General features: G+C 73.1%; 12 protein-coding genes. 3 read left to right on the top strand and 9 right to left on the bottom strand.

Annotated features, from left to right (window positions below):
* Positions 1-9: 9 nt before the first annotated feature.
* Complete coding sequence (locus tag CP973_RS16895) at positions 10-915, bottom strand: Gfo/Idh/MocA family protein (RefSeq protein ID WP_150241567.1); 906 nt, start codon at positions 913-915, stop codon at positions 10-12.
* Positions 916-959: 44 nt separating this feature from the next.
* Positions 960-2,204, bottom strand: a complete 1,245-nt coding sequence (locus tag CP973_RS16890) for an FAD-dependent monooxygenase (protein ID WP_150241565.1) — start codon at positions 2,202-2,204, stop codon at positions 960-962.
* A gap of 131 nt (positions 2,205-2,335) precedes the next feature.
* Between CP973_RS16890 and CP973_RS16885 the strand changes: the two genes are divergently transcribed.
* Together CP973_RS16885 and CP973_RS16880 are read left to right on the top strand one after the other, a co-directional pair.
* Positions 2,336-3,088 (top strand): TetR/AcrR family transcriptional regulator, encoded by a 753-nt coding sequence (locus tag CP973_RS16885; protein ID WP_150241564.1) that lies wholly within the window; start codon positions 2,336-2,338, stop codon positions 3,086-3,088.
* Positions 3,089-3,166: 78 nt separating this feature from the next.
* On the top strand, positions 3,167-3,667 hold the full coding sequence (locus tag CP973_RS16880; protein ID WP_150241562.1) for a hypothetical protein: 501 nt from the start codon (positions 3,167-3,169) through the stop codon (positions 3,665-3,667).
* A gap of 491 nt (positions 3,668-4,158) precedes the next feature.
* Here CP973_RS16880 and CP973_RS16875 read toward each other — a convergent pair whose 3' ends face one another.
* The 7 genes from CP973_RS16875 to CP973_RS16845 form a co-directional block, all read right to left on the bottom strand.
* Complete coding sequence (locus CP973_RS16875) at positions 4,159-4,836, bottom strand: uracil-DNA glycosylase (protein WP_150241560.1); 678 nt, start codon at positions 4,834-4,836, stop codon at positions 4,159-4,161.
* Between the two features lie 121 nt (positions 4,837-4,957).
* Complete coding sequence (locus tag CP973_RS16870) at positions 4,958-5,923, bottom strand: aldo/keto reductase (protein ID WP_150241558.1); 966 nt, start codon at positions 5,921-5,923, stop codon at positions 4,958-4,960.
* Between the two features lie 278 nt (positions 5,924-6,201).
* Positions 6,202-6,972 carry an SDR family oxidoreductase gene (locus CP973_RS16865; RefSeq protein ID WP_150241556.1) on the bottom strand — a complete coding sequence of 257 codons (771 nt, stop codon included), beginning with the start codon at positions 6,970-6,972 and terminating at the stop codon, positions 6,202-6,204.
* A gap of 17 nt (positions 6,973-6,989) precedes the next feature.
* Positions 6,990-7,751: a 3-oxoacyl-ACP reductase FabG gene (fabG, locus tag CP973_RS16860; RefSeq protein ID WP_150241554.1), complete on the bottom strand. Its 762-nt coding sequence runs from the start codon at positions 7,749-7,751 to the stop codon at positions 6,990-6,992.
* Between the two features lie 244 nt (positions 7,752-7,995).
* Complete coding sequence (locus CP973_RS16855; protein ID WP_150241552.1) at positions 7,996-8,391, bottom strand: DUF3037 domain-containing protein; 396 nt, start codon at positions 8,389-8,391, stop codon at positions 7,996-7,998.
* Positions 8,388-9,212 (bottom strand): HipA family kinase, encoded by an 825-nt coding sequence (locus CP973_RS16850; protein ID WP_150241550.1) that lies wholly within the window; start codon positions 9,210-9,212, stop codon positions 8,388-8,390. The genes CP973_RS16855 and CP973_RS16850 overlap by 4 nt, the downstream gene beginning before the upstream one ends.
* A 249-nt stretch (positions 9,213-9,461) precedes the next feature.
* On the bottom strand, positions 9,462-10,415 hold the full coding sequence (locus CP973_RS16845) for a helix-turn-helix transcriptional regulator (RefSeq protein ID WP_150241548.1): 954 nt from the start codon (positions 10,413-10,415) through the stop codon (positions 9,462-9,464).
* A 63-nt stretch (positions 10,416-10,478) separates the two neighbouring features.
* Between CP973_RS16845 and CP973_RS16840 the strand changes: the two genes are divergently transcribed.
* Complete coding sequence (locus CP973_RS16840) at positions 10,479-11,990, top strand: MFS transporter (RefSeq protein WP_150241546.1); 1,512 nt, start codon at positions 10,479-10,481, stop codon at positions 11,988-11,990.
* The last annotated feature ends 113 nt before the right edge of the window (positions 11,991-12,103 follow it).

The raw sequence follows: 12,103 nt of genomic DNA, 5'->3' as shown, positions 1-12,103 counted from the left end.
GCCACCGTCTCACCCCGCCTGTGCCAGCGCCTCCTCGATCACCCGCTCGCACAGTTCATGCGTACGCAGCGCGTCCTCGGCCGGGACGAAGCGGCCCGCCCGCACCTCGTCCAGGAAGGCCAGCACGATCTGCTCGATGCCGCGCTGCCGGGCCACCGGCACCCAGTCGCCGCGCCGCCGCACGCTCGGCTGTCCCTTGTGGTCGATGATCTCGGCGAGGTTGACGACCTGGCGCTTGGTGTCCTGGCCCGACACGTCGAGGATCTCCTCCGCGGAACCGCTCAGCCGGTTCATGCTGCCGATGGCGCTGAAGCCGTCGCCGGAGAGGTGCAGCACCACGTGGTGCATCAGGCCGTCGCGGATCTTCGCCCGTACGTCCACGTGCTCGACGGTGCCGGGCGCCAGGAACCGCAGCGTGTCGACGACGTGGATGAAGTCGTCCAGGACCAGCGTCCGGGGGTCCTCCGGCAGGCCGACCCGGTTCTTCTGCATGAGGATCAGGTCGCGCGGGTGCTCCAGGCACTGCGCGTACCCGGGCGCGTAGCGGCGGTTGAAGCCGACCGCCAGGCTGACGCGGCGCTCCTCGGCGAGCCGCACGATGCGCTCGGTGTCGGCCAGGTCGTAGGCGATCGGCTTGTCCACGTACGTCGGCACGCCGGCCTCCACGAGGCGGGTGACGATCTCCGGGTGCGCGGTGGTGGGCGCGTGCACGAACGCCGCGTCCAGGCCGGCGGCGAGCAGCCCGTCCAGGTCGGTGTGGCACCGGTCGGCGGGCAGGCGGTAGGTGGCGGCGACCCGCTCCGACGTGGCCGGCGTACGGGTCTGGAGGTGCAGTTCGACACCGGGCTGCGCGCCGAGCACCGGCAGGTACGCCTTCTGTGCGATGTCGCCGAGTCCGATGCAGCCGACCTTCACGAAGGGCTCCCTGGGTTGTGCCGCCGTTTCCGGTGACGCGCCGGTCAGCGCGCCGGATGCGCCGGGCGTGCGCCGGGCGCTCCGGAAGCATACGTGCCGCCCGGTGGCCGCCAGTCGGCGATGCCGTCGAGCGGGCGCAGCGCGAGATCCGGGGCGAGCCGCGCGGTGCAGGCGATGGCGGCCCCGCGCAGCAGGACGGCGGGCGCGGACCGCCAGGTGGTGAGGCGGCCGACGCGCTCCGCCCGGCGCACTACCTCCGTCGTCCGCGGCAGCCGCTCCCGTGAGTACGCGTCGAGAGCCGCCGCCAGGGGCCGGTCCGACGCGACGCGGTGCGCCAGCACGACCGCGTCCTCGATGGCCTGGCAACCGCCCTGACCGAGGTTGGGCGTCATCGGGTGCACGGCGTCACCGAGCAGGGCGACCCGGCCGCGGTGGCAGGCGGGCAGCGGCCGGGCCGCCGTACGGACGTCGTTGCGCAGGACGGCGGCCGGGTCGGCGGCCGCCAGGATCTCGGGGATCGGCCGGTGCCAGCCGCCGAACCGGCGCAGCAGCTCGGACCGTTCGTCGTCGGGCGCCCGGCCTCCGGGCGGCACGGCCGCGGTGGCGTAGGCGTAGACCCGCCCGTCGTGCAGCGCCACGCTCCCCCACAGCCCGCCGGGCCCCCACGTCTCGTGCGCGGCGTACGGGCGGCGGAGCGCCGGGACGACGAGGCGCCAGCTGGTGAATCCGGCGTAGCGGGGCTCGGGGTGGCCGGGGAAGAGGGCGCGGCGGGCGGCGGAGTGGATGCCGTCGGCGGCTACGACGAGGTCGGCGGTCAGGTGGGAGGGGCGGGCGCTTCCGGCCGGGGCCGGGAGGCGGACGCGGGCCGGGTGGTCCGGTCGCGCGGGGTCGCCCGGGTCCACGACCTCGGCGGGCGCGCCGGTCCGTACGGCCCCTTCGGGCAGCCGCCCGGCGAGCAGGGCGATCAGCTCCGCGCGGTGGGTGACCACGACGGGGCCGCCGAAGCGCCGCACGGCCGCGCCGTTGTCCGTACGGGCCAGCCGTCGGCCGCGCGGAGTCCGGATCTCGCCCCTGAACTGGGGGACGGCCATGCCGCGTACGGCATCTCCCACGTCGATGGTGTCCAGCGCGCGCTGGGCGTTGGCGGCCAGGGCGATACCGGCCCCGACGGGTTCCAGAGCGGCGGCCCGTTCCAGGACGGTGACCTCCCAGCCCTGCCGGTGCAGGGCGACGGCGGCGGTGAGGCCGCCGATCCCGCCGCCGATGACGATCGCCGTGCGCTGCCGCATGAGCCCTCCCGTGGCACCGGGCAGTCGGAGCGGACGCCCGGCGGACCCGCCGTCGCCCTCCTTCGACTACACCTGTAGTTGCATGCGTCGACGGTACTACACGTGTAGTCGCAGCGGTAGGCTCACCTGCCATGACCCGCAGTGCCGCCACTCCCGACAAGGCCACGGCCGACCAGGCCGCCGACGACAGGGCCACGACCGACCGGACCGCCCCCGGTGAGACCACGCCCCTCGGGGCCGCGACCGGCAAGACCACGTCCGGCAGGGCCACCCCCGGCAAGGCCGCTCCTCCCGGGGCCGCGACCGGCAAGACCCGCCACGACCGCGTCGCCGACGCCGCGCTGTCCCTGCTCGCCGAGCGCGGGCTGCGCGGGCTCACCCACCGGGCCGTCGACGAGGCCGCCGGGCTCCCGCAAGGCTCCACCTCGAACCTCGCGCGCACCCGCGCGGCCCTGCTGGAAACGGCGGTACGGCGGCTGGCCGAGCGGGAGGCGGCCGTCCTGACACCCCATGAGATGCCCGGCGCGGCGGACAGCGGCCCGGCGGCCCTCGCCGACGCCCTCTCCCTCGGCCTGCACCGTTCGCTGACCCGCCACCGGGACCTGGCCGTCGCCCGGTACGAACTGGCCCTGGAGGCCACCCGGCGCCCCGAACTGCGCGCCTTCTACGACCGGGCCGGACAGCGGTTCCGCGAGCCGCTGGTGGCGATGCTGACCGCGGCCGGGTCCACCGCACCCGAACGGCATGCCCTGAACGTGCTCGCCTGGTGCGACGGCATGCTCTTCTCCTGTATCGCCGGACAGTTCCACGCCACGCCGCCGACCCGGCGCGAACTGCGCACCGGTGTCGAGGAACTGCTCACCGGCCTGCTCGGCCGCGGCTGATCCGGCGTCAACGGCCGCTCGGACCGATCACTCCCGCGGGTCCTTCCCAAAGGGGGCCGTGATCGGCAGAGTTGGCCGGTGTTCCGTATTCCCGCAGCGGCGGCCCTCGCGGTGACGACGGCCGCGGTCGCCACCGGATGTGTCACCGTCGCCCACCGCCCGGCCCCCGAGAGCCTCCAGCCGCGCCCCGTGGCGCCCGCCCCGTCCGTGGAGCCCATCGGCCCGGAGGTCACCCAGTCCCCGCGCCGCGAGCGTCCGGGAGCGCCACCGTCCGGCCCGGCCGCGCGGCGTTCCGTACCGGCCGGTCCCCCGGCCTCCGGCACACAGCGGACGAAGCGGCCGCAGCGGCCGCAGCCGGAGTCCGCGCGGAAGGGAAAGGGCACGGGCCGGGAGGCGGAAGGCGGCCCGAAGACGGGGGCCGGCCCCCGAGACCGCCGCTTCGGCTTCCCGTGGCAACGCTCCAAGACCCGCCGCCCGGCCGCACCGGCCCCCGGCCTCTGCGCCTTGGCCCGGGAGTACGGCCGCTGGCAGGGCGACGACCGAACCGACGAGATCTGCCGCCGGGTGTACGGGGGCTGAGCGACGGGCGGCCGGGGCGCCGGAGTGGTCGGGATGCCGAGGTGGTCGGGGCGCCGGGGTGGTCGGGGCGCGGGGTGGTCGGGACGCCGGAGTGACCGGAACGCCGACGCGGTTGGGGCGCCGGAGTGGCCGGGACGCCGACGCGGTTGGGGCGCCGGAGTGCCGGGGCGCCGGGGTGGTCGGGACGCCAGCGTGGCCGGGACGCCGACGCGGTTGGGACGCCAGCGTGACCGGAACCCCGACGCGGCCGGGACGCCAGCGTGGCCGAGACGCCGACGCGGTTGGGACGCCAGCGTGACCGGAACCCCGACGCGGCCGGGACGCCAGCGTGGCCGAGACGCCGACGCGGTTGGGACGCCAGCGTGACCGGAACCCCGACGCGGCCGGGACGCCAGCGTGGCCGAGACGCCGAGGCGACCGGGACGCCAGCGTGACCGGAACCCCGACGCGGCCGGGCCGCCCCCGTCCGCGCCGCCCACCTCGCTCCCGGCTCAGCCCAGGTCGGGGATACGCCAGTCGATCGGGGTGTGTCCCTGCGCGGCGACCGCCTCGTTGATGCGGGTGAAGGGCTTGGAACCGAAGAACTTCTTCGCGGACAGCGGGGACGGGTGGGCGCCCTCCACGACCGCGTGCCGCTCGGTGTCGATCAGCGGGAGCTTCTTCTTCGCGTAGTTGCCCCAGAGCACGAACACCGCCGGGTCCGGCCGGGAGGCCACCGCCTTTATCACCGCGTCGGTGAACTTCTCCCAGCCCTTGCCCTTGTGCGAGTTGGCCTCGCCCGCCCGCACCGTCAGCACCGCGTTCAGCAGCAGCACGCCCTGCCGGGCCCAGGGCATCAAATAGCCGTTGTCCGGGACCGGGTGGCCCAGTTCCTCCTTCATCTCCTTGTAGATGTTGCGCAGCGACGGCGGCGTCTTCACGCCGGGCCGCACGGAGAAGCACAGCCCGTGGCCCTGCCCCTCGCCGTGGTACGGGTCCTGCCCGAGGATCAGCACCTTCACCTGGTCGTACGGGGTGGCGTCGAGGGCCGCGAAGACCTCCTCGCGGGGCGGGTAGACCGGCCCCTTGGCCCGCTCCTGCTCGACGAACTCGGTGAGCTCCTTGAAGTAGGGCTTCTCCAACTCCTCGCCGAGGACGCCGCGCCAGGACTCGGGCAGCATGTCGGTCATCACTGAGCAACCTCCGGTGTGCGTTCCGTTCTCGACTACGAACTTACCGGCGACCACTGACAACGCCGCACGCCCGCCCACCGGCCGGCCCGCCCGGGCCGACTGCCCGCCCCGCGCCCGCTCACGCCGTGTCGAGCCGCGCCCGCTGCGCCGCGTCCAGCCGCAGGTCCAGCGCCGCCAGGCTCTCGTCCAGCTGCGCCACCGAACTCACACCGAGGACGGGGACGACCGGCACCGGCCCGTCCATCAGCCAGGCGAGCACCACCTGGTTCACGGTGGCCCCGGCCTCCGCGGCGACCTCGCGGAGGACCCGCAGGCGCGCCACCGAACCGGGGTGGTCGTACCGGTCCGGCAGCGGCTGTTCCGGCCGCGCGTATCCGCCGTGCATCAGCGTCGAGTACCCCAGCAGCGTCACATCCTCGTGTGCCCCGGCGTAATCGAGGAGTTCCCCGTCCGTCTCCCGCTGGAGCCCGGAGTCCGCGTCGGGCCGCGGCCGCAGGTAGGTGTGCCGCTGCTGTACGGCGCGGTAGCCGGGCAGGCCCTGCGCCTCGGCGATGCGGCGGGCCTCGGCGAGCCGCCACGTGGCGTGGTTGCTGGCACCGAGCAGGCCCACCGAGCCGTCCCGCACCAGGCCCGCCAGCGCTCCGACGGTCTCCTCCAGTGGTACGCCCCGGTCCTCGATGTGCGCGTAATACAAGTCCACCCGGTCCGTGCCGAGCCGCCGCAGGCTGCCCTCGATCCCGTCCCGTACGGTCTTCTCGCCCAGCCCCTCCAGGTTGGCGGGCCACTCCGGTCCGCGGGACGGGTCGGGGCGCGCGCCGACCTTGGTCGCCAGCACCGTCCGGTCCCTGGCGCCCCGGCTGCGCAGCCAGCGCCCGATCAGCAGCTCGCTCTCGTCGCCGGTCGCGCCCGGCACCCAGCAGGCGTAGTTGTTGGCGGTGTCCAGGAAGGTGCCGCCCGCCTCGGCGAAGCGGTCGAGGACGGCGTGCGACGTCTCCTCGTCCACGGTGGTGCCGAACGGCAGGGTGCCCAGGCACAGGGCGCTGACCTCGGGTCCCCGGCCGCCGCCGAGAGTGCGGTACCGCATGGCGGTCTCCTTCGCGGAGTCGCGTCACGGGCCCCGTCCGGCCCGTGACAGAAGTGGTGCCGGCCCCTTCCGGACCGGCACCACGGACCCTGCCTCTTGGAGTGCACGCGAACGCAAGTCGCTGCGCGCGCTTCCGTACGCGGTGCGCCCGCACCCACGCGGGGCGCGCCGCCCGGCGCGCGCAACCCGCGTACGCCCGCCCTCAGCCTCCCGCGCCCGTCGGCATCCTCAGACGTCCGCCCCCGTCGGCACCTCAGACGCCCGCGCCCGTCGGCACCTCAGACGCCCGCGTTCAGGAACAGACCGCCGTCCACCTGGAGCGTCTGCCCCGTGATCCAGCCGGCCGCGTCGGACAGCAGGAACGCCGCCGCGCCCCCGATGTCCGCGGGGATGCCGAGGCGGCCCATCGGGTAGCCCGCGGCGGCCTCCTCCTCACGGTTCTCGTACAGCGCGGCCGCGAACTTGGTCTTGACCACCGCCGGGGCGATCGAGTTGACCCGTACCACCGGCGCGAACTCGTGCGCCAGCTGGAACGTCAGGTTGATCATCGCGGCCTTGCTCATGCCGTACGCGCCGATGAACGGCGACGCGGAGACGCCCGCGATGGAGGCGATGTTGACGATCGCGCCGCCGTTGTCCTTCTGCCACGCGTGCCAGGTGCGCTGCGCGAAGCCCAGCGCGGAGACGACGTTGGTCTCGAACACCTTGCGGGCGACGTTCAGGTCGAGGTCCGCGATCGGGCCGAAGACCGGGTTCGTACCGGCGTTGTTGACCAGGTAGTCGACGCGGCCGAACGCCTCCATGGCCCGTTCCACGGCGACGCCCTGGTGGGCCTCGTCGTGGGCCTTGCCCGCGACGCCGATGACGCGGTCGGCGCCCAGCGTCTCGACGGCCTCCTTCAGGGCGTCCTCGTTGCGGCCGGTGATGCAGACCTTGTCGCCGCGGGCCACCAGCGCCTTGGCGATGCCGTATCCGATGCCCCGGCTGGCGCCGGTGACCAGCGCCGCCTTGCCGGAGAACGCGGGCAGCGGCTTGTCCTGTGCGGTCATGTCCGTAACCTCCGGCGTCAGTTGAGCGGGCCGCCGGCCACGTACAGGACCTGGCCGGAGACGAAGCCGGCCGCCTCGCCCGTGAAGAAGGCGATGGCGTTGGCGATGTCGTCCGGTACGCCGACGCGCTGCACCGGGATCTGGGTGGCGGCCGCGGCCTGGAAGTCCTCGAAGCCCATGCCGACGCGCTCGGCGGTGGCGGCGGTCATGTCCGTGGCGATGAACCCGGGCGCGACGGCGTTGGCGGTGACACCGAACTTGCCGAGTTCGATGGCGAGGGTCTTGGTGAAGCCCTGGAGGCCGGCCTTGGCGGCCGAGTAGTTGACCTGCCCGCGATTGCCGAGCGCCGAGCTGGAGGAGAGGTTGACGATCCGCCCGAACTTGGCGTCGACCATGTGCTTCTGGCAGGCCCGCGACATCAGGAAAGCGCCCCGCAGATGCACGTTCATGACCGTGTCCCAGTCACTGTCGCTCATCTTGAACAGCAGGTTGTCCCGGAGCACGCCCGCGTTGTTGACGAGGACGGTCGGCGCGCCCAGCTCCGCCGCCACCCGCGCGACCGCCGCCTCCACCTGCTCCGCGTCCGAGACGTCGCAGCCCACGGCCAGCGCCCTGCCGCCCGCCGAGGTGATCTTCTCGACGGTGCCCTTGCAGGCCGCCTCGTCGAGGTCGAGTACGGCGACGGCGCGGCCCTCGGCGGCCAGGCGGACCGCGGTGGCCGCGCCGATGCCACGGGCCGCGCCCGTCACGATGGCTACGCGCTGCTCGGTGGTGGACATGCGGGGTTCTCCTCACCCTCGAAACCTCGACGAGCGGTCCGCCGCACCGCAACCACAGGTGAGCAACCGCTTAGTAGCTTCAGCAGGCCCGACGCTAGAAGCCGCGCCACCCCCTGTCAACGCCTCCTCGGCACTCCACCGCACTTCAGAAGGCCCACCGAGTCCGCGCGAACCGGCGGCCACCCCTCACCGGGCCCCCTCTCCCCGCTCCCTCACCTCGTACCTCTCCCGCCCCCGCCTCACTTCACCTCACCAACAGATCGAGCAACCGCTCCGCCTCGATCGACGGGTCCGCGGTCAGCCCGGTGTGCACCGGGCCGGGCTGGACGACGGTGCTGCGCGGCGCGATCAGCCACCGGAAGCGCCGCCCCGCATCGTCGCCCGCAGCCTGCCCGGCGCGCTCGCCGCCCACACAGATCCCCTCGACGGCACGCAGAGCCGCCCTGACCCCTTCGACATCCGCGTGCGCGTCGAGCGCCCGCAACCGCCCCTCGTCCAGATGCGTACGCGCCTCCACGAAGCGCCGGGCGCGGCAGTACACGACCACCCCCGCGTTGATCATTTCCCCGCGCTCGACCCGCGGTACGACCCTGAGCAGGGCGTACTCGAACACGTCACGTCCGTTGTGCAGGCCGCTCACTTCACTGTCCTCCGCGGCAACTCGGTCGCCAGCCAGCCCGGTACCCGGGAGGGCCCGTCCTTCGTACGTTCCCCGATGCCGATCCGGTCCCCGATCACCGCGGCACGTCCCAGCAGCGCCCGTACGTAGGCGCCGCGCAGCTCGTCCGGCGAGTCGAAGCCGGGCTCGTCCGCCAGCCACTCGTCCGGCACGGCGGCCGCGACCTCGGTCAGCAGCTCCTCGGTGACCAGCGGCGCGAACTCGGCCGCCGCGGCCTCGATGTCCGGCCCGAAGCTCGCCAGCACATGGTCAGAGGCGTCGTACGGCTTGGCCGCGGACTTCTCGGCGGTGGGCCAGTTGTGCTGCCAGATCATCGTGGCGCCATGGTCGATCAGCCACAGCTCCCCGTGCCAGACCAGCAGGTTCGGGTTGCGCCACGAGCGGTCCACGTTGTTGACGAGCGCGTCGAACCACACGACCCGCCCCGCCTCCCGCGCCGACACCTCGAACGCGAGCGGATCGAACCCGAGCGACCCCGGCAGATAATCCATCCCCAGGTTCAGGCCCCCACTGGCCTTCAGCAGCTCCTGCACCTCCTGATCGGGCTCACTCAGCCCGATCACCGGATCGAGCTGCATCCGCACCAACTCCGGCACCCGCAACCCGAGCCGCCGCCCCAGCTCCCCACAGATGACCTCGGCAACCAGGGTCTTGCGCCCCTGCCCCGCCCCGGTGAATTTCATGACATACGTACCGAGATCATCACCCTCGACGATCCCCGGAAGCGACCCGCCTTCACGCAAGGGCGTGACATAGCGGGTCGCGGTGACTTCGGACAACATGCGGATCAGGCTACTTCCTGGTCTTCGTCGCAGGTCAGCGACGTGCGGTCGGTTCAGCCCACGCTTACTGATGCAAGTATATCGATACGGTTGCATCGAATCCATCCCGGCCGCCCCGCTCGCCCGAGAGACCCTCCGGAGGGGTCTGGGGAGATTTCGGGGTGTCAATTTTCAACCACACGCCTCAAACCCCCTCACACCTCGGTGACCGCGTCTGCTGGTCGGAGGCCGTGGGTGTCGGTCAGGAGGTCATGAGGTGACGGAGTGTTGCATGCGTGCGGCGGCCTGGTGGAGGTAGGCGGTCACCTCGGGGTCGGCATCGAGGGTGTAGTCGGCGTCGAGGGCGGCGAGGGTTTGGGCGATGCCGGGGAGGTGGTTGCTGGAGCAGTCGACGGTGCAGGTGGTCTCGTCGCGGGGGCGGACGCGGGTGGCCAGGGCCCAGGTGCGGCGGCGGACGGTGTCGGCGGAGGCGTGCACGGTCGCGATGGCGCGGTAGCGGGCGGGAGCGGTGGCGATCTTGTCGGCGACGTAGGCGGCCGGGTCGTCGCCGGGGACGGGGCGGGGGGCGAAGTGGTGGCGGGTGGGGGCCGGGTCGGTGATGCGGTCGAGGCGGAAGATGCGCCAGTCGTCTTTGCCGGTGTCGTGGGCGAGGAGGTACCACAGGCCGCCGGAGGCGACGAGATGGTGGGGGTCGACGCGGCGGGTGCCGTGGCGGGTGGTGTAGTCGAAGGTGACGCTCTCGTGGTCGCGGCAGGCGGTGGCCAGGCTGCCCAGCAGTTCGGGGTCGGCGCGCGGTCCGCAGGTTTCCCAGCCGATGGTGGCCGTCGTCTGCTGTACGGCCGCGACCTGGGTACGCAGCCGGGCGGGCAGGATCTGTTCGAGTTTGGCCAGGGCGCGCAGTGAGGTTTCCTCCATGCCGGTGAGGTGGCCGGCGGCGGTGCTCAGGGCGACGGCGGTGGCGATGGCTTCGCCGTCGTCGAGGATCAGCGGGGGCATGGCGGTGCCGGAGGCGAGGCGGTAGCCGCCGGCGTGGCCGGTGGTGCCTTCGACGGGGTAGCCGAGGTCCCGCAGGCGGTCGATGTCGCGACGGATGGTGCGACCGGTGACGTCGAGGCGTGCGGCGAGTTCGGTGCCGGACCATTCGCGGCGGGTCTGCAGCAGGGACAGCAGGCGGAGCATCCGGGCGGGCAGGTCGGTCGTCATGCTCTCCAGATTGCCCCTCTTTACGGACGCGAGGTGTCCTAAAAGGGTCCTAGCTTGGGCGGCATGTCCGAGAAGAAACATCCCCGAATCGCCATGAATGCGGTTGATCCGCGCCGGTGGGCGGCGCTGGCCGTGGTGCTGATCGCCTCGTTCATGGACGCGGTCGACGTCACCGTCGTCCACATGGCCGTTCCGCACATCCAGCAGGACATCGGCGCCTCGTCGGCGCAGGTGCAGTGGATCACCGGCGGGTATGCGCTGGCGTTCGCGCTCGGGCTGATCACCGGTGGCCGTCTGGGCGACCTGTTCGGGCGCAGGCGCGTCTTCCTGTTCGGCGTCGTCGGCTTCACCGTCACCTCGCTGGTCTGCGGCGTCGCCGGCAATGCGGAGATGCTGCTGGCCGGGCGCGTCGCGCAGGGCGCGATGGCGGCCCTGATGGTGCCGCAGGTGCTGTCGATCATCCACGTCACGTTTCCCGAGCGGGAGCGGGGCAAGGTCTTCGGCATCTACGGCGCGGTGATGTCGCTGGGTACGATCGCCGGTCCGCTGGTCAGTGCGCTGCTCGTGCAGGGGGATCTGTTCGGGCTGGGCTGGCGGCCGATCTTCCTGGTCAATCTGCCGCTGGGCATCGGGGGGCTGATCGCCGGCGCCCTGGTGATCAGCGAGTCGCGGGCCGAGCGCGCCGCCCGGCTGGACCTGGTCGGGGTGGTGCTGGCCGGTGCCGGGCTGCTGGCGCTGGTGCTGCCGCTGACCCAGGGCCGTGAGCTGGGCTGGCCCGCCTGGACCTACGTATCGATGGCCGTGTCCGTGCCGGTGCTGGCGCTCTTCGTCGCCTGGGAGCGGCGTCTGCTGCGGCGCGGTGGCTCGCCGTTGGTGGTGCTGTCGCTGTTCGCCCGGCGCAGTTTCGCCGGCGGGCAGGGCGTGCAGCTGATGTTCGGCCTCGCCTCGGGGGTGTTCTTTCTGGCCTGGACCCTCTACCTCCAGTTGGGGCTGGGCTTCTCGCCGCTGAAGGCCGGGCTGTCGGGGCTGCCGCTGTCGGCGGCGATGATGGCCGGGGCGGGGATGTCCATGCAGGTCCTGGTGCCCCGCTTCGGCCGCGTGGTCCTGCAGGCCGGCGCCCTGCTGGCGGCGGCGGGCATGGTGCTGTTCGCCTGCCTGGCCCAGCACTACGGCTCCGGCATCGCGTTGTGGCAGGCCATCGTTCCGCTGGTCCCGATGGGCCTGGGCATGGGACTGATCATCGCTCCGCTGACCGACGTGATCCTCTCCGAGGTCCCCCATGAGCACGCCGGCTCCGCGTCGGGGCTGACCAACACCACCGTCCAGCTCGGTCAAGCCGTCGGTGTCGCCCTGTCCTCGGTGATCTTCTTCGCCCGCCTGGGCCACGGCGGCCCCGCCACCCAGGCCGCGCGGATGCCGCACGCCTTCACCGGCTCCCTGTGGTACGTGGCGGTCGCATTCGTCGCCGCGTTCGCCCTGCTGGCCGCTCTGCCCCGCACCGCCGGAACCAAGAAGCCGGCTGTCGGCCCGGCCAGGCCGTCAGAGCAGCAGGAGACCACCGTTCCGGTGGCCTGACCCGCTGCGGGCCCCACGCGGGGGCACTCATCCGCTCCTGCACGCGGGCCCGCGCCTGGGGCTGCGAGCCAGGCTCGACGCGAAAGACCCGCCCCGCGGCACATGCCACGTTC

Source organism: Streptomyces albofaciens JCM 4342, from assembly GCF_008634025.1.
In the GTDB taxonomy this organism is placed as follows: domain Bacteria; phylum Actinomycetota; class Actinomycetes; order Streptomycetales; family Streptomycetaceae; genus Streptomyces; species Streptomyces albofaciens.
This window is presented reverse-complemented; position numbering and strand designations above follow the sequence as displayed.

Bases quoted from the DNA above. Each gene is read 5' to 3' on its own strand.
- CP973_RS16845 (WP_150241548.1), bottom strand. From the start codon at position 10,415: ATGACGACCGACCTGCCCGCCCGGATGCTCCGCCTGCTGTCCCTGCTG.
- CP973_RS16875 (WP_150241560.1), bottom strand. From the start codon at position 4,836: ATGACCGACATGCTGCCCGAGTCCTGGCGCGGCGTCCTCGGCGAGGAG.
- CP973_RS16840 (WP_150241546.1), top strand. From the start codon at position 10,479: ATGTCCGAGAAGAAACATCCCCGAATCGCCATGAATGCGGTTGATCCG.
- CP973_RS16870 (WP_150241558.1), bottom strand. From the start codon at position 5,923: ATGCGGTACCGCACTCTCGGCGGCGGCCGGGGACCCGAGGTCAGCGCC.
- fabG (WP_150241554.1), bottom strand. From the start codon at position 7,751: ATGTCCACCACCGAGCAGCGCGTAGCCATCGTGACGGGCGCGGCCCGT.
- CP973_RS16885 (WP_150241564.1), top strand. From the start codon at position 2,336: ATGACCCGCAGTGCCGCCACTCCCGACAAGGCCACGGCCGACCAGGCC.
- CP973_RS16850 (WP_150241550.1), bottom strand. From the start codon at position 9,212: ATGTTGTCCGAAGTCACCGCGACCCGCTATGTCACGCCCTTGCGTGAA.
- CP973_RS16865 (WP_150241556.1), bottom strand. From the start codon at position 6,972: ATGACCGCACAGGACAAGCCGCTGCCCGCGTTCTCCGGCAAGGCGGCG.
- CP973_RS16890 (WP_150241565.1), bottom strand. From the start codon at position 2,204: ATGCGGCAGCGCACGGCGATCGTCATCGGCGGCGGGATCGGCGGCCTC.